Below are 16,902 nucleotides of genomic sequence, written 5' to 3' on the forward strand. Positions count from 1 at the left end.
AACCTTGGGTGGGTCGATGGTTGAGTGCTGATCCGGCGGGAACCGTGGATGGGCTGAATTTGTACCGAATGGTGAGGAATAACCCCATCACATTGACTGACCATGACGGATTAGCACCGTCTCCAAACCGAAATCGAAATACATTTTGGTTTGCCTCGTTTCTGTTTCGTAAACCTGATGAGGGAATGTCTGCGTCAATGAGGCGGGGGCAAAAAATTGGCAGAGCTATTGCCGGCGGGATTGCGATTGGCGGTCTTGCGGCTACCATTGCCGCTACGGCTGGCGCGGCTATTCCCGTCATTCTGGGGGTTGCGGCCGTAGGCGCGGGGATTGGCGCGTTGATGGGATATAACGTCGGTAGCCTGTTGGAAAAAGGCGGGGCATTACTTGCTCGACTCGTACAGGGGAAATCGACGTTAGTACAGTCGGCGGCTGGAGCGGCTGCCGGGGCGAGTTCAGCCGCGGCTTATGGCGCACGGGCACAAGGTGTCGGTGTTGCATCAGCCGCCGGGGCGGTAACAGGGGCGGTGGGATCATGGATAAATAATGCTGACCGGGGGATTGGCGGCGCTATTGGGGCCGGGAGTGCGGTAGGCACCATTGACACTATGTTAGGGACTTCCTCTACCCTTACCCATGAAGTCGGGGCAGCGGCGGGTGGGGCGGCGGGTGGGATGATCACTGGTACACAAGGGAGTACTCGGGCAGGTATCCATGCCGGTATTGGCACCTATTATGGCTCCTGGATTGGTTTTGGTTTAGATGTCACCAGTAACCCTGCCGGGCATTTAGCGAATTACGCGGTGGGTTATGCCGCTGGTTTGGGTGCTGAAATGGCTGTCAACAGAATAATGGGTGGTGGGTTTTTGAGTAGGATCTTAGGCCGAGTTATCAGCCCGCATGTCGCCGGTTTAGCCAGACAATTAGTACATTTCAGTGTCGCCAGACCTGTCTTTGAGCCGATATTTAGTGTTCTCGGCGGGCTTGCGGGTGGCATTGGAACTGGTTTGCACAGAGTGATGGGAAGAGAGAGTTGGATTTCCAGAGCGTTAAGTGCTGCCGGTAGTGGTATAGATCATGTCGCTGGCATGATTGGTAATCAGATCAGAGGCAGGGTCTTGACCACAACCGGGATCGCTAATGCGATAGACTATGGCACCAGTGCTGTGGGAGCCGCACGACGAGTTTTTTCTTTGTAATTAATATCTTGCAATAAGCATTACCGGAAATCTTCGCCCAACATTGGGCGGAGATATTCGATTATCATAGATCGACATGCCAGATTTTAAATCGTCTGGCAGAAGATACTAATAATAGAAACTAGCTCTGGATCATCATCAATATTAAAAGTAATCACAATTTATTTAGTTTTTTAATGCGTTCATAATACTTATGGCTTGCTCTTTATCTTTTACCCCCATTCTGAATGAAGGATTTAAAGGAGTTTGAATAGTCGCCGTGGCAAGATGAGTACCTTTGAATGATATTGCCATTTGGGTGCCGATGTTTTTATTGATTAAAGCGTCAAAATGAGCAAAGCATTGTTTATCGTTTTTTATCGCTATTTCTATCTGGTCATTCCCCCCTTCATCTGGCCCTAAATAATCGATTTTATCTGTACAGGCGTGAGTTAAGATAAAATTTCCACCGGATGAAAATGCAAATTTCAATCCCTCTTCTGCTTGTGTTTGTCTGTTTGAGGTACTTTTACCGGAGCATCCTGTTATTACAGAGAGAAGTAACATAATAACAAACAAATTTTTCATGATTCTAATCCTGTCATATTGAATAAACACCTGAAATATAATCTATATTCAAACAGATCTGCAATGATTAATATATCGAAATAGATACTAAATAATTTTTCATAATAGTGATACACCCTCTTGTTTAATTTATTCCTGTTGTTGTACTGAGACCGATTTTATGGATATATTAACGTTTTTAACTAATTACCATATATATTGACAGCAATAGTTACGTGTCATAGTTTCATGCAGGAATTACAACAGGTTGCTCTATTTTATTCAATTAGGCGGAATAAACAGATAAAAACAGAAGCTTAAATTGAGTATTCTGGCCTAACCATTTTGTTACTTTCCGACTTTCAACGTTTGCAGATGGGGCAGAAAATAGAACTTGTTTTAAACACGTCTTAGACGCCATATAATAACTCCTTATTTTCCATACAAATTCAGCTAACAGGATTATTTTATGAGCACTAAAGTTATACCTATCCCATCATTTGGTCGTGATATGGCTCTCAACGAGTCAACTGTTCTGATTGATCAGGAGCACATCAACACGCTAATAGAAAAGATCGATATTTCGCAACCTGCGGCGGTGATCAGCTATGGTGCTCAGCCTATGGGAGGGATTGCCCGTTTTGCTGATACGTTATTGGAGAATGTAAAAACCAAAGAGGCTGATGAGGTAGGCCAGAAACTCTCGGATTTGGTCATGTTTATTCGTGAACATGATGCGCTGTCCCCAGAAGAGAAAAGCAGTCGCTTTCTGAGAAAATTACCGTTGATCGGCGGGATTTTTAAGAAAGCTGAACGCACTATGATTGATCAAAAGACGCTAACACAACAGGTCGATACCATCGCCACTCATCTGGATAGCGCAATGCTTAACCTGCTGCGTGATATCACGGTGTTAGATCAACTCTACGATCGCAATCTAGGTTTCTATAAAGAGATATCGCTCTATGTTGAAGCGGGCAAACAGAAGTTGCAACAGATTAAAACGGTGGAGTTGCCCTCATTACAGAGAAGGGCTGAAACGTCTCAAGATATGATGGATGCGCAGAGTGTTAAAGATCTGCTAGAAAATATTAATCGCTTTGAACGCCGTCTTCACGATCTGGAACTGTCAAAAACCATTGCTATACAGACAGCTCCGCAGATCCGGATTGTACAAAATAATAACCAGCAATTGGCGGAAAAGATCCAGAGCAGCATCCTTTCTACATTGCCAATCTGGAAAAGTCAGATGGTACTCAATCTGTCACTGAAAGCTCAGAGTAGAGCGGCTAAATTGCAAAAAGAGGTGGCTGATACGACCAACGAATTATTACGCAAAAATGCTGAAATCCTGCAACAAAGCAGCATTGCAACGGCTACTGAAGTGGAGCGCTCTATCGTTGACATTGAAACCTTGCGCGATGTGCAGAGCCGTTTAGTCAATACGATTGAGGATACCATGCGCATTGCGTCAGAAGCGCGTATTAAGCGGACTGAGATTGAGAAAGAACTCTCCTCAATGGAAGGTAATTTACGCCAGCGTTTAACCGCGGCGGCTAATGCACAATATTAGTCATCTTATCAGGTGCTTTCCTGACAGTAATAGATATTAAGAAGAGTAAAATACTCTATGCCTACACCTCAATCATCGTCTGACCGTGATGCGGCACAGCAGCAGGAACAGGAAGCCATGTCCCTGTTCGGTAGCATCAAGCGGTCTCTGTCACGTGTACTGTTTCATATCAAAGTCTTTATCCTCGCTTTTATACTGGCTTGTATTGTCCTGTATACTCCTTGGTCTTTTTTAGCCTTGCCTGCGGGTAATGGTCATATTTCCACCATAGTGGTGTTATCAGTCTATATCGGATTGTTGGCTCTCTATCCGTCACGTCCATATAGGCCGGCGACTTTGGCCGGTTGGTTGGTGGTGGTGTTGAGTCCGCTGGCGGGGCTGTGGGCCGTTGCCCTGTTGTTTGGCGGGTTAGCGGCTTTGTTCATCACGATTATCAGACAACGTAAACTAGAGGTAAGCAAGTTCCCGTTATTACTGATAATAGCGAGTACTATTGCCGCATTGTTTAAAATTGATGCCCATGCGATTCCTGTTTGGTTTGGTGTCGCATTTTTTGTTGTCGTGCTGGTAACGGTGTTGATTGAGCCTTGGAATAATTTTCGACGGCAGAAAGCGCTGCAACAGCAACAACAGATGGTTGCTCGTCAACAGGCTGAGGAGCAGCGTCGGCAAGATGAGACACAGGCAGAGTTTGCTGAATACTATGAGCAATTGGCTCAGATCAAGCGTTATAAGTCTGGTATGGCGTATGAGATGCAGGAACTGGTTAGCCTGATTGAGGAGAAAACGCAGGCGATCATTGGCTGTATGCAGGCTGATGCCAGGGATGTCACTCCCGGTAAGTTATTTCTCAACCGTTATTTACCAATGATTGTCAAGGCATTGGAGCGTTGTGTTTTGTTAGAAGAGCAAAATGCTGATAGCGCCCAATTCGAAGAGGTGAGATCTCTGACTTACCAAGGGATACAAGAAATGAGTGTGGTATTTAGCGAAATGCACCAGCATCTATTAGATAATGATATCGACGATCTATTGGTCGATCTAAAAGTAATGAATCAGTTGATCCGTTCCCAAGGGTTTGGCGCTAAACATGATTAAAAAGGCTGAAAAAATTGATGGGAATTATTGCATGAGCTTGTAACTAACTTGAATTCTGGATAAAAAATTAAATTAAGCGCCTGTTCCAAGATCAGAACTTTCGACCAAGAAAAAAATGATGTGACTGCTCCCCGCCGTAAAAAACGGCGAGGCTTCCCACTTCTCAGGCCGCCACCGTCTTTATGACGGATTTACGCTGGCCTCCGTGGGCAGAAACGACGAGTCCCGCCGCCTGTAATTCTGTTATGCCCTTGCGCCGGATGTTGATCGCTGCATTGATATCGCGGTCATGTTCGACTCGGCAGCAAGGGCATGGCCAGATCCGCTTACGCAGCGGCATTTCCGGCATTTTGTGACCGCAGCAATGGCAGGTTTTCGAACTGGCGAACCACTGATCCAGTTTGACCAGATGAACGCCCGCCGCTGCGGCTTTGTATTCCAGTTTCTTGATGAAGCCATGCCAGCCCGCATCCCCGATAGCGCGGGCAAGGTGGTGATTCTTCATCATGTTAGCCGATTTCAGCGTCTCAACAATTATCGCTTGGTTTTCGTCAACTATTGTCCGAGAGAGTTTGTGTTGAAAATCGGCGCGGGCATGGGCTACCCGCTCATGGACTGCCGCCAGACGTAATCGGGCCTTGCCGCGGTTAGCGCTGCCCTGTTGTTTGCGGGACAGTGATTTCTGTTTACGACGCAGGTTACGGGCGGCGTTGATAAGGTGACGGGGGTTATTGACCTTCTCCCCGGTCGACTCGATAAGATAGTGGGACAAACCCATATCGCACCCGGTCACGCGGGTGATAACGCCCGGCTTTTCCGGTACCTCTTTGCCATCGTCACACAGGATAGCGGCGAAATACTTTCCCGTGGCGGTTCGGGATAGCGTAATACTCTTCACTTCCCCTTCAATTTCTCGGTGTATGCGGGCCTTTATCGGTGACAATTTCGGGATCTTCACTGCGCCCTCCAGCACTTTCACCCCAACACAGTGATAGCTGGATTGCTTGCCCTGTTTGCGTTTGAACGTGGGAAATTGGGCGCGCAACTTCGGATTGAAAAAATTATCAAATGCAGTATGCAGATTGATCACCGCCTGCTGTAACGCGATAGAATCATATGCCCTGAGCCAGGCATACTTGCGGGATTGCTTCGCGACCGCCAGTAACGGTTTGAGGTCTTTGCGCGGATTTAAATGCACGCCGTGACGTTTGTAGGCATGCTTTTTGATGTGCAGCGCCTTGTTGTACGCAAAACGGACCGCGCCGAACTGGCCGTTAAGATACCCGGCCTGTTCGGGGGTAGGGTAGAGGCGGACTTTGGTCGCTCTTAACATATTCAGCGCTCATTGAGAAAGTGCATTGATTTTAGCCTGTTTTACCGGCAGATATCAATCCAGTCAGGAGACGCCGGAGTCGCCAGTCCTAAAGCCCTCTGGGCTTTCCTGAGCGGTGACAAACTGACGCCCGGTATGAACGGAAGGTGTCAGTTGCCGTAGGAATTGAGTCATAGAAGGTCTCGTTTGGAATATTAACCCAGAGCTTAATTGATAAGGGTTAACTTTTGCGACACCCTCGCACTGGGCAAGGGTTTACGGCGGTTTTTGCTAAATCAGGAACAGGCATGCACGAATTAGTCTAACTTTTCTGTGATATCAGACACTTGTTACATTCTCAGATGAATTGTTCTGCCAATAAGAGTACCGCGATGATAATCATTACAGCGCCGGATACCCGGCTGACAATATGCGCGGCCTGTGGGCGGGTTTTTAGGATTGCCCGGGAACCGTATCCGACTATCAGATAAATTACACCACAACTTAAAATGTGAAGCAGGCCCAATGCCATAATTTGTACCGGGATCGGCCAGCCGGCTGTCGGATCGGTGAACTGCGGCAACAGTGCCAGGAATAGCAGGGAGACTTTCGGGTTCAGGCCACTGACACAGAGTCCCTTTATCGCCCATTGGGACCTGGAACCTACCTCCCGCTCATCGCTTGTTGTAGGTGCGGAAGGATGACGGATCATGTTAATGCCGAGCCACAGCAGGTAACCCGCTCCGGCTACTGTTAACACTGTCAGAGCGACTGGCGTACCCGCAACTAGTGCTCCCACACCGGCTGCCACAACAATTGTCGCAATGAGGTGCCCGCATAGTAGTCCTGTGACCGCAGGAAGTACTACACGACCGTGCATACCCGCAGAGATGGCGTAAGCCCAGTCTGCTCCTGGGGTGATGATAAGCAGAACGGAGACAACCCAGAATGCAGCAAACAGACTTAACTCCATAGTTTTATTCCCCGATCAGATTGCAGGGTTACAGCTTCTACAGTCACAAGTTGTAGTGTCTTCCAGTCTGAAAGATTCCTGCAACATGAATAAATACGCATATTATTTCCACCTTATTATTCTCATTTCCGGATTACCATTTTGATGAAAAATATGAGTACATCCGGGCTGTTTACATCAGTGGAAAGAATATCCTTCTATCGTTAAAATGTGCTTCCAACTTTGATTATTTTGATGCGGATAAAAGAGAGACTCTTCCAAATGGACAAGATTGATCGCAAGATTCTTGCTGAACTACAGGCGGACGGTCGTCTTTCTGTGACTGACCTTGCTGAACGGGTTGGCCTCAGCCTTTCACCATGTCATCGCCGGGTACGGTCACTGGAACAATCGGGGATTATCAGGGGCTATCGTGCCCACCTTGATCCCGCCAGCCTTGGTTTTAACTTTTCCGCGATTGTGTTCGTAACCTTGCGTGAAGGGGACAGGTTGGCAATCAGGTCATTTGAAGATGCCGTTACGGAAATACCGCAGATTATTTTGGCGCAAAGGCTTTTCGGTGATCCTGACTATCTCATGCACGTCGTTACTCATGATCTGCCCGCTTTTCAGAAGCTCTATGACGAACGGTTGTCTAGCATGCCCGGCGTTCAGCGCCTAATATCTACCCTCGTCATGAAAACCGTTATCCAAGATCGTCCTCTTCCGTTGACATAGGCATTTAAAGGTTATCAACGAAAGAAACGTGCCAGATTTGTTCGGACGATTAATGGAAGAAGACTTAAGCTAGATTAATTTGATAAACCTCCGTATAAATATTCGATAACTGACAGGGAGGTCTAAAATATTTCTTTATAATATTTTTAAAACTTTTTTGTGATGAAATATTCTTTTTTTATATTTTGAGTGTTGATTAGGAGGAAATACAGAATTGCTTATCAGAGAGATATACTTGGCTCTCTTATATTCCTCTTACTGTGTTTAGACATGGGCGTTGTATCGCTATTTTTCAGGAAGCACTCTAAATAACCGCACCAAAATAGTAGAGCATTTAAGAGAATTACCTTCCTATTTAACTGTTTTGATCTACCGTAAAATGCAAAAACTTACCTAGAAAAACCTGATATCAATAATAGAGATATCAGGTAGAGCATTAGGGTTGGTATGAAAGTCGCAACTCGTACTTATTCAATGGGAAAACTCGTTTGGGATTCTGGTTTTAAAGGTAAGAAAATAAAACGTATGACTGCAAAATTTGAACGATTACAACAGCTCGCCCGACACGTCGATTTTTCGGCTCTTATTCCCCCTTTGCTGGCGCTTCCTGCCGATAAGGCGCTTGCCATCACCGAGGTTTTTCCACATGCTGATGTTGCTTTGCTACGCACCATCTACAGCAAACATATTACGGAGCATCACGATTGGATAAAACAAGTAGAGGAAGTCTGTGGCCCGCCTCCTTGGATTGTTCGTAGCGCAGGTTTGGAAGATGGTGCGGTTTTCGTTAATGCAGGTGGCTATGCGAGTGTGATTTGCCGTCGTACAGCAGATTTTGCCGACACTGTTGCTGAGGTTACTTTCAGTGGATTTGCATCTCAAGCTATCGCACAACAACGGCTAATCAATCCTGATTATCAACCACAGCCAATCACCTGTTTCGTTCAACGGTTGATTGAAGGTACTCTACCCAGAGTGGAACCTTTACAGGCTCCCTATCTGACAGCCGATGTATGTCATAGTTTGTACAAAATTATCAGGCAGTTGCATCAACATTTTTCTGAAAGTGCGTTGGATACTGAGTGGGTATTGGAAACAGATCATGGTCTGGTATCGGCCACCGGACTGACCTTAGACGCTTCTGACGGCGTTCGGGGAGAACTGGCGTTTGGTTTTGGCTTTGCAGCAGCGCAATCGCCCGGTTCAAGGGTAAACTCAGTCGCCTATCATTGGCCGACATTAACCGCTCCCTTGTGGTATGGCACACAATTACGTCAGGTACATGTAGATAAACTTTGGTTAGTGCAGGTGCGCCCGGCACCCGGTTACACGCTTGAACGCCGTGTTCAACGGTTAACCGCCGAAGTACGAACCGAGCTGGCGCGTTGTATGCGAGCAGTACCGGTGACAGCACTACTGCCTCCTTCGGCTCCTTCTTTAGGCAGCTTCCTTTCTGCATCGACATTGGATGATGCCTGGTCTCGTTACCTGCGTTTCTCCCCATCTGTACAAGCGGCGCTTACCGCTGTTTTCGTTGAATCTGGAGTGGCTAGTGAACACGCCGGTATCATGTTCCGCCAACAAAATTTGCCGGTTTTTCTTACCCAACTAACGGATATACCCGCTGTTCCTTGGGTAGTCATTGATAGCATGGGGGAATTGGCCTACTTTAGTGCACAAAAGCCGCTTATCGAACTGAAAACGGAAACAGTCGAATCGGTTAATTTACCTGCCTCAGTACAACGTGTGTTTGACGACAGTGAATCCCTGTCAATAACCGAGCTTACATCTCAACATGTTACCGATATTCTGCAAAATGCGTTAACTGGCTTACCGATGTTAGCGGAAAAGAGCTATACCACACTTAAACAGCGCACGATTTTCCCAACCGACACTTGGTTGCAAAATGGTAATGCTGTCCGAAGCCCCAGTTTAACAGGTTGGCTCCTTGCACAGGCAGGAGAGGGAGCGACTGAGTTTTTACCCTCTGATTGGCCGACAACGGATGCAACGGCAGATTATCTCTGTGCTATCACCGTCAAAAATAATCCGCAATCTGCGTTACTGCGCTTATGCAAAGCTATTCCAACACTGGCAGACAGGTTCATCCAACTCAATGATCTGCGCCTAATTATGCAGTTAATTAAAACCGAGGCATGGATTGAAAAATTGCCGGCCATCCAACTGGCGTCATTAGTCGATGCTGCGATAGCTGCACCATATAACGACGCACGCATGTTGCTAGAATGTGTACTCCATGTACTCGCAGATACAGAAATTCTGCCTATTTACGAGGATACTGAGCGACTAAATATTGTACATTCGCTGGTCAATGCAGCAGAATCCACGCTTTCTCCGGCCTCTCTATTAAAGATAATACACCACGGCCAACTAGCGCCGACCGTGCTCGCTAGCTTGGTATGTGCACCAAAAGCGTTTGCTGCTTATCTGGCATTTTTGACTCCGCTGAAATGCTTTAAGGCTGCCGGTGCATTAGCTGGAGCTAGCGAAGCAGCCGATTTACTGCAAGCTACCGCCAGCCTAATGGAGACTCTACATCAAGCAAACTTACCGGCATTGCAGGGCCTTTGTCGCATTGACTTGGTGGATACTTATGATCAAGTACTTAAAGCGCTGTTAACCGATGTGGTCGATCGACGTGATCCCATTACACATCAGCGTTACTTGGATCTTCTGGATGGTTGGATCGCATTTGCCCAACTGTCGACGCTTTCTGCCACGGAAAAGGCCGCATTACGCTCTTTCTTAAGATGGATAGATCGTGCTCGTTATCAATCCATGCCAGATAATTTTTTGCTTGAGTTAAAAGAAAACGTTGCGGAATGGTTGGGCGACGACTTCTTACGCTGGCAAGTTTTGATACCCATTGCTGGCAATATGGCGCCTGATCAACTGCCTATAGAAAATGCTCATCAACTACACAATCTCTTGCATCAATGGATGCTGGCTCGTTTCCGAACTGGAGTTGGTTCTGAACTACCTGCATCCTTACGCAAACTGATAAATATCGCGGATGGCTTTGGTGATGCACGCTCTTGTCTGTTGAGGTTAGCACGGAACATTCTGGAGATTTCACTACCGTTTGTGGTACACAAAGCCAGTTTCCTCTTCAATGAGGAAGAATTGATCGTTGAATTTGCTGAACTGCCAAATGCGCTGGAAGAGGATATTGGTCGTTTACATGTATTCGAAGCGTTGGCATTGCGTATCGTCGAATGGCAACCTATATGGCGAGTATCACCTAATCGAGTCTGTCAGTTAGGCACTTGGACACTCTTCTTGCGTATGCAGCGTACTGATGGCACACGTTGGCAAGCTGAGGATCTCCATCAATTGGTGCTTTGGTTACGGGTACTGTTCGATACAGCTTACGACTTCTCGTATGTTGCTAACGATGAAGTTTCACATGTATATGAAATGGTTGGTCATTCTCCTTGGCATGAGTTGTTTCGCGCTTATGCTGCTTACCGAGAAGTGGTTGATTTTTCTATTCAACGTATCACCGTCTATTCATTGCCTTTTGCCACAACGCTGGCAGCACTCTGCCTGAACCAGTCTGTACGTGATGAAGTAACTGGAGCTTACATTGCTGGTTTTGAAGGCGCCTGGAAAGCTTTTCATTGTATGGTTGAAAAATTGGAGAGAACAGATGCTGACCAAAACCAGTGGGAGCTCCTTTACACCACAGCAGGGCAACTGGGATTACTGCTTTCAGCGATGTGGCCGCAACAGACACTGATGCGGATGGTACAAGTGCCGTTATCACCTATTGCCGCTGAACGAATAGGCGTCAGTTTGTTGCATCGTCGTGACTTGACTCTCACATTGCAACAGCTAATTGCAGAGCCAGAAAATGCGGCTTTGCGTGATTTGGTGTTACACCATGTGCCTGAAATTGCTGTGAATGTAAACTCTGCCGCTACAATCGCAGATGAAGTTGCAGTCTGGCAAAGTCAGTTTAAGCGCTGTAAGGAATACCTGCTCGCCTATCATGCCGATTTACTCTCTGACAGCCAATGCCAACAATTGATCAAACAACTTGGGCTGGCGCCTTATGGCGTAACTGAGGAAATTGAAACCTATATTCAACGTGCTCTGACTTGCGCCGTAGCAGAGGTGAAAGGCCGTTTTAAACTAGCGGAAGTTGATCCTGTTGTTATTATTCGAGCCATAGAGACGAAGGCTTGAGTACGATTGTTCAAGGAGAAATTATGTCAATATCAGAGAATTACATTCGGCGATTGATTATCAAAGTTGCCTGCGACACCACAGGTGATAGCGCGGAAGAATTAATCGAGCGTGGACGACTGGAGATCCCTGCACGCGATGCGATTGAATTTGTGGTACGACTGGAAGCGTTATTCGATTGTACTTTGGGATGGTTGCGATATGAGCCTTTATCAATAGAGATCGATGAATTTTCGGCAATCGTGAGTGACGCCCTTGACGCGCGTGCATCTACTGTATCAACCTTATCTCATCCCCAAGAAGATCTTGTTTAAAATTTTGTACAGTTGTTATTTCACGGGCGGCGAATTTTCAGGCTGCCTGTTTAGCACTTTGCGGATAAGCGCTGCTATCTTTGTTTGTTTTTTACACTCATACATATCCTTACCCTCTGAACCATAAGTGATTTTATCGCCATCTCTCACTATGGATATGATGCCTTGGTCGTTATCTCATGCCTCTCCGAGGCGCTAGTCAAGCCTGTGCATATAACCCATAGACAGTTTTCGTAACGTTAGCGTCACGGCTTTCATGTCATCCCGTACACGGAAGTTTACTTTTTAGTAATATTATTAGAATGATTAATTATTTGAATGGTCAATATTTATTATGTATGATTATTATCAGTTTTTCTAAAGTGTTTTATTGAATTTATAAGGATTAGCTAATTTGAGATAAAGAGCTGAATAAATTGATAATGCGTTTTTATATATAAAAAATTTACTTTAGTGCGAAAGTTTGTTGTGCGTTATTGTTAATGGAAATTTATGTATAGGCATTATTGCTCTGTCTTTCTGTAAAGCAGAAGCAAAGTACATCCCGTCAATGTCGCATGGCTGACTTCCTTCTCATGAGCTACTATTTAGGATAAATACTATGTTTGAAAGCTTTATGAACGAAGTGCCGAAAGTACACGTTAATATTAAACGGAGCTTCCATACTGGTAGTGCACAGAAAAAGGTTGAGTGGCCGCTAAGATTGCTATTCTTGAGCGATTCTAGTTATGGGCAGACAACTCATCTCCTGTCTGCTAATGGCAGCCAAGAAAATATCACTCTGACTTTCCACGATCTGACATCCAACCTGTTAGACAACGCCACGTTCTGTAAAGAACGAGAAACTATTCTAAAAGTGCCGACGCCGAGCAATGACCTGCATAAGGCGGTGAAGGCCAATCTGTTATATACAACATTAAAGACCCGACCAAAGATAAACATAACCACCTGAAACAGGTTGAGTTGCCCTACGAAAAAATTACTTAAATTGACTTCATTCCGATTTTTGGAACGTGTTGTGTTACGGCGCGATTCGGCAGAGGAAGAATTAACTGTCCGCTGCGTTTTGCCGAGCGTCTGCAAGGGCGGGTGCTCGGCAAAGCGTCCCATAAAATAGCAACCATACCTTATGCGCATCGGTCACGGCGAGGGGCGGTAGCGTACTAAACCTGCCATCAGCTATAAGAAAATAAAACGTATGGAACACTCTCGCTGCTGGAGAGGGAAGACAACGATACATTCATCAGTTTAAAAATTACATTGCCAAGATATTCAAGAGCTGAAAGGCAAATTGAAAATCCCTTCGACTATTAGTTTAATTTCAATCATCAAAGTTGTATGTACTTCAAGTCTGTCAGTTTCTAGTCTGTTGTCACAATTTTAAAAAGGAGATTTGCTTTGAAAATATCGATTGTTGGTGCAGGTGTTATGGGGTTAGACACCGCGATGGTGTGCGCCGCTTTTGGTCACGATGTCGTCATTTTAGATATTGATCCAACAGTACTTGAGAATATTCCTTCCCGGATAAAAAAGGAGTTTAGGCTCTATCAAATGCTTGAACCTTCACTGAAATCTGTGAATAGCAATGAGCTGATTGAACGAGTAAAAGTGGTCAGTGATTATCAAGAAATTGAAGGGAGTGATTGGGTCATTGAAAATGTGAAAGAAGATCTGGCCGCGAAACAAAATGTATATGAACGGCTGTCTTCTATCATTAATGAGAAGACCTACATCGCTGCAAATACTAGCTGTATTTCAATTACTAAGATTGGCTCATGTTTACCTTACCCGGAGCAAGTTATTGGCCTGCATTTCATGAATCCCGTCGCGCTTAAGAAATGTGTAGAAGTGATTAAAGGTTTCCATACCAGTGATAAAACGCTAGAGGCTTCCCAAGCCTTGCTGCAAAGTATTAATAAGAGCGCGGTGGTAGTGGAAGACTACCCCGGCTTCGTTTCAAACCGATTATCTCACCTGTTTATGAATGAAGCTGCTTTTTTGGTGCAGGATGGCGTTGCGACGCCAAAGGATATAGACAAGATTTTTAAAGATGGATATGGCCATGCGATGGGGCCTTTGGAAACCGCCGATCTGATTGGGCTGGATACCGTGGTGAATTCATTACGTGTCCTTTATGACAGCTATCAAGATCCAAAATATCGATGCTGTCCACTGCTTAAGAAAATGGTCGATGCCGGGCATTTGGGTAAAAAAAGTGGTATGGGTTTCTTTAAATACAAATAATTAGGGAAGTGTGAAAATGAAATATATTGACACACAAGTTGAAGTAACAAATAAACCCGTCAAATGTGTGATTTGGGACTTGGATAATACAATTTGGGAGGGGGTTTTATCTGAGCAGGATGAGGTGAAACTCAAAGAAAATATTGCCCAGATTATCAAAAAACTGGATAGCATGGGAATTTTGCAATCTATTTCCAGTAGAAATGATGCCAGTGATGCGATGGCTAAACTTCGCGAATTTGAACTGGATGAATATTTTATTTATCCGCAAATCAATTGGGGACCAAAGTCTTTATCGATAGAAAGAATTCAGAAGAGCTTGAATATTTCAACCGATACTTTTATTTTTGTTGATGATCAAATAATGGAGAGGGATGAGGTTAATTCAAAACATCCCGACGTTGTTTGTATTGACGCTTTAGAATATAAGACAATTCTAGACTTACCGCGAATTGCGAACATGGAAATATCTGATGATGCAAAGCTGAGAAGGAGTCGTTATCAAGATGATATTCTCAGGAAAAATGAGGAAGAACAATTTGTCGGCACGCCCGAAGATTTCCTCAGTCAATTAGAGATGAAATTCTATATCGCCAAAGCCGAAGAGGAAGATTTGCTGCGAGCGGAAGAGTTAACTCAACGCACCAATCAACTTAATTCTACCGGCATTACTTACAATCGTGATGAATTATCCGAGCTTATGGCTTCTGATGATCATGACCTGTTTGTATTTGAGTTAGTCGATAAATATGGCTCTTACGGAAAAATAGGTCTTGCCTTGGTTCAATATAAAGGCGACACGGATTATATAAAGCTTTTGCTGATGTCATGTAGAACCCTATCCAGAGGTGTCGGCAGTATCGCTCTGACTTATATTATGAAACAAGCTAAAGAAAAATCACATAATTTGCATGCTGAATTTAAACGGACACAGCGTAATAGACAAATGTATGTCACCTATCAATTTGCTGGTTTTAAAAAATGTCAGGAGCTCTCAGATGATACAATAATTTTCTCTCACGATCTGAGTCAAGTTCCTGATTTTCCGCGTTATGTCAAAATTGAAATTAATTAAAGGATGAGTGTGTGAAAGATTCATGTGTTGTATCAACAGAAATTCGTCATTTTATTGAAAATAATATTACCAATTTAGATGATGAAATAGAGTTAAAGGACGATACGAATATTTTTGAAAGCGGTCTGGTTAACTCTTTATTTTCTATGAGACTGCTATGCTTTATCGAAGATAAGTTTTCGATCTCAATTCCAGATGAATATATTGAAAGAGAGAATTTTGTTTCGATTGAAAGAATGCAACAACTTGTCCAAAAAATAAAAGGTTAGATTTTATTTATGAATAATAAAATAGACCGGCTGGTTAAATTAGCGAAAGAGTTTTCAAATGAAGTACTTCGACCTCAAGCTGGCGTATTTGACCAACAAGGCGGCGTACCAAGAGAAGTTATTACTCAAATGGCCGATTTAGGATTTCTGGGATCTATTCTACCGCCAGAATATGGCGGTGGTGGCATTGATCCATTGTCATACGGCTATTTAACGGAAGAAATCGGTAAAGGCTGCAATTCGGCCAGGGCATTGCTTACGGTCCACACCAGTTTGGTGGGTGAAACGTTAGTGAGACTTGCCAACGCGGAACAAAAAGAAAAGTATCTGCCGGCAATGTGTAGAGGCGAGAAAATTGCCTGTTTTGCACTGTCTGAGCCGAACGCCGGGACAGATGCCGGCTCAATTCAAACAACCTATGAAGCCACTGATTCAGGTTATCGCATCAATGGTAATAAAAAGTGGATCACCTACTCGGGAATTGCCGATTTGTTTCTAGTCTTTGCCAAGAATGGCGACAAAATCAGCGCCTTTATTGTAGAGAAAGAAGCGGCTGGGTTGAGCCGGACACTCATGACAGGACTGTTGGCTAGTCGTGGTGCTTATCTATCTGAGTTGAGCTTTGATAACGTAGAGATCCCTAAAGATAGCCTGATAGGACGAGAAGGTGCAGGGCTAAGCTTTGTGGCGAATACCGCGCTCTTTTATGGCCGATACAGTATCGCTTGGGCTGGGGTGGCAATTGCTCATGCGGCTCTGGAGGAAATGATTACCTATGCCCGTAAAAGAGTGCAGTTCGGTAAAAAAATTGCCCAGCACCAATTAATTCAAGGCTTAATTACCGATTCAACAACAGTTTTTTATGCGGCAAAAGCCCTGTGCGAGAAGATTGGCGAATTAAGAAACCAAGGTAGCCATGATGCAATAATGGAAACCAATATTGCTAAATATCAGAGTTCCTTAGCTGCTATTCAAGTTGCAAATAATGCGGTACAGGTTTTAGGGGGTAATGGCCTGTGTAATCACTATCCTGTGGAACGGTTATACCGAGAAGCCAAGGTGCTGGAAATTATCGAAGGCACCAGCCAAATCCAGCAAGTTTTGATTGCACAACATGCATTAAGACAGTTTTATCGTAAAGAATCCGTTCTTTAAAATCAGGATATATCAAAACCATCATGCCAAATTTATTTGGCGATGATGTCTTGAGTATCTTGGACGTCTATTTATTCGAAAAGTAAATATTATTTCTGAGATGCTCAATCATGACTATTAGGATCAGCTCTATTGGCTCCAGATTTGGAGTGTACGTTGAATAATAACCAAGCACCGTATGAGCATTGATATCCTGCTATTACTCGCCTGTGTAACAA

At 44.6% G+C, this 16,902-nt stretch carries 13 protein-coding genes and 1 pseudogene; 11 read left to right on the plus strand and 3 right to left on the minus strand.

Annotated elements, in window-relative coordinates; all coding sequences use genetic code 11:
• Positions 1-1,199, plus strand: a pseudogene (tccC, locus tag EAE93_RS18470) (insecticidal toxin complex protein TccC); the annotation flags it as partial.
• A 165-nt stretch (positions 1,200-1,364) separates the two neighbouring features.
• Here the strand turns inward: tccC and EAE93_RS18475 are convergent.
• Positions 1,365-1,766, minus strand: coding sequence for a hypothetical protein (locus tag EAE93_RS18475; RefSeq protein ID WP_040148876.1), 402 nt, complete (start codon positions 1,764-1,766; stop codon positions 1,365-1,367).
• 448 nt (positions 1,767-2,214) lie between these two features.
• Here EAE93_RS18475 and EAE93_RS18480 point away from each other — a divergent pair, with 448 nt between their 5' ends.
• Positions 2,215-3,318 carry a toxic anion resistance protein gene (locus EAE93_RS18480; protein ID WP_105398039.1) on the plus strand — a complete coding sequence of 368 codons (1,104 nt, stop codon included), beginning with the start codon at positions 2,215-2,217 and terminating at the stop codon, positions 3,316-3,318.
• 57 nt (positions 3,319-3,375) lie between these two features.
• Complete coding sequence (locus EAE93_RS18485; protein ID WP_214040277.1) at positions 3,376-4,416, plus strand: 5-bromo-4-chloroindolyl phosphate hydrolysis family protein; 1,041 nt, start codon at positions 3,376-3,378, stop codon at positions 4,414-4,416.
• A 163-nt stretch (positions 4,417-4,579) separates the two neighbouring features.
• Here the strand turns inward: EAE93_RS18485 and EAE93_RS18490 are convergent, their stop codons facing one another.
• Both EAE93_RS18490 and EAE93_RS18495 read right to left on the minus strand, forming a co-directional pair.
• A complete protein-coding gene (locus EAE93_RS18490; protein WP_214040278.1) occupies positions 4,580-5,749 on the minus strand; it encodes an RNA-guided endonuclease InsQ/TnpB family protein in 1,170 nt (389 codons plus the stop codon).
• A 337-nt stretch (positions 5,750-6,086) separates the two neighbouring features.
• Positions 6,087-6,701 carry a LysE family translocator gene (locus EAE93_RS18495; RefSeq protein ID WP_036778188.1) on the minus strand — a complete coding sequence of 205 codons (615 nt, stop codon included), beginning with the start codon at positions 6,699-6,701 and terminating at the stop codon, positions 6,087-6,089.
• Between the two features lie 261 nt (positions 6,702-6,962).
• Here EAE93_RS18495 and EAE93_RS18500 point away from each other — a divergent pair, with 261 nt between their 5' ends.
• The 8 genes from EAE93_RS18500 to EAE93_RS18535 all read left to right on the plus strand — a co-directional run bounded on the left by EAE93_RS18500 (position 6,963) and on the right by EAE93_RS18535 (position 16,684).
• Positions 6,963-7,418, plus strand: a complete 456-nt coding sequence (locus EAE93_RS18500; protein ID WP_036809758.1) for an Lrp/AsnC family transcriptional regulator — start codon at positions 6,963-6,965, stop codon at positions 7,416-7,418.
• 447 nt (positions 7,419-7,865) lie between these two features.
• On the plus strand, positions 7,866-11,627 hold the full coding sequence (locus tag EAE93_RS18505; RefSeq protein WP_214040279.1) for a hypothetical protein: 3,762 nt from the start codon (positions 7,866-7,868) through the stop codon (positions 11,625-11,627).
• 23 nt (positions 11,628-11,650) lie between these two features.
• Positions 11,651-11,941 carry a DUF6137 domain-containing protein gene (locus tag EAE93_RS18510; protein WP_214040280.1) on the plus strand — a complete coding sequence of 97 codons (291 nt, stop codon included), beginning with the start codon at positions 11,651-11,653 and terminating at the stop codon, positions 11,939-11,941.
• A 601-nt stretch (positions 11,942-12,542) separates the two neighbouring features.
• A complete protein-coding gene (locus tag EAE93_RS18515) occupies positions 12,543-12,893 on the plus strand; it encodes a type VI secretion system contractile sheath small subunit (protein ID WP_036778179.1) in 351 nt (116 codons plus the stop codon).
• Between the two features lie 446 nt (positions 12,894-13,339).
• A complete protein-coding gene (locus EAE93_RS18520) occupies positions 13,340-14,185 on the plus strand; it encodes a 3-hydroxyacyl-CoA dehydrogenase family protein (protein ID WP_040148890.1) in 846 nt (281 codons plus the stop codon).
• 16 nt (positions 14,186-14,201) lie between these two features.
• Positions 14,202-15,260 carry an HAD-IIIC family phosphatase gene (locus tag EAE93_RS18525; RefSeq protein ID WP_214040281.1) on the plus strand — a complete coding sequence of 353 codons (1,059 nt, stop codon included), beginning with the start codon at positions 14,202-14,204 and terminating at the stop codon, positions 15,258-15,260.
• A gap of 11 nt (positions 15,261-15,271) precedes the next feature.
• Positions 15,272-15,529: an acyl carrier protein gene (locus EAE93_RS24745; RefSeq protein WP_040148891.1), complete on the plus strand. Its 258-nt coding sequence runs from the start codon at positions 15,272-15,274 to the stop codon at positions 15,527-15,529.
• 9 nt (positions 15,530-15,538) lie between these two features.
• Positions 15,539-16,684 (plus strand): acyl-CoA dehydrogenase family protein, encoded by a 1,146-nt coding sequence (locus EAE93_RS18535; protein ID WP_214040282.1) that lies wholly within the window; start codon positions 15,539-15,541, stop codon positions 16,682-16,684.
• Positions 16,685-16,902: the final 218 nt, after the last annotated feature.

Origin of the sequence: Photorhabdus akhurstii (assembly GCF_018448925.1) — a bacterium.
In the GTDB taxonomy this organism is placed as follows: Bacteria; Pseudomonadota; Gammaproteobacteria; order Enterobacterales; family Enterobacteriaceae; genus Photorhabdus; species Photorhabdus akhurstii.

What these genes read in the sequence shown, in the direction of transcription:
- EAE93_RS18510 (WP_214040280.1), top strand. Translation starts at nt 11,651, where the DNA reads ATGTCAATATCAGAGAATTACATTCGGCGATTGATTATCAAAGTTGCC.
- EAE93_RS18500 (WP_036809758.1), top strand. Translation starts at nt 6,963, where the DNA reads ATGGACAAGATTGATCGCAAGATTCTTGCTGAACTACAGGCGGACGGT.
- EAE93_RS18525 (WP_214040281.1), top strand. Translation starts at nt 14,202, where the DNA reads ATGAAATATATTGACACACAAGTTGAAGTAACAAATAAACCCGTCAAA.
- EAE93_RS18535 (WP_214040282.1), top strand. Translation starts at nt 15,539, where the DNA reads ATGAATAATAAAATAGACCGGCTGGTTAAATTAGCGAAAGAGTTTTCA.
- EAE93_RS18490 (WP_214040278.1), bottom strand. Translation starts at nt 5,749, where the DNA reads ATGTTAAGAGCGACCAAAGTCCGCCTCTACCCTACCCCCGAACAGGCC.
- EAE93_RS18480 (WP_105398039.1), top strand. Translation starts at nt 2,215, where the DNA reads ATGAGCACTAAAGTTATACCTATCCCATCATTTGGTCGTGATATGGCT.
- EAE93_RS18515 (WP_036778179.1), top strand. Translation starts at nt 12,543, where the DNA reads ATGTTTGAAAGCTTTATGAACGAAGTGCCGAAAGTACACGTTAATATT.
- EAE93_RS18485 (WP_214040277.1), top strand. Translation starts at nt 3,376, where the DNA reads ATGCCTACACCTCAATCATCGTCTGACCGTGATGCGGCACAGCAGCAG.
- EAE93_RS18475 (WP_040148876.1), bottom strand. Translation starts at nt 1,766, where the DNA reads ATGAAAAATTTGTTTGTTATTATGTTACTTCTCTCTGTAATAACAGGA.
- EAE93_RS18505 (WP_214040279.1), top strand. Translation starts at nt 7,866, where the DNA reads ATGAAAGTCGCAACTCGTACTTATTCAATGGGAAAACTCGTTTGGGAT.
- EAE93_RS18495 (WP_036778188.1), bottom strand. Translation starts at nt 6,701, where the DNA reads ATGGAGTTAAGTCTGTTTGCTGCATTCTGGGTTGTCTCCGTTCTGCTT.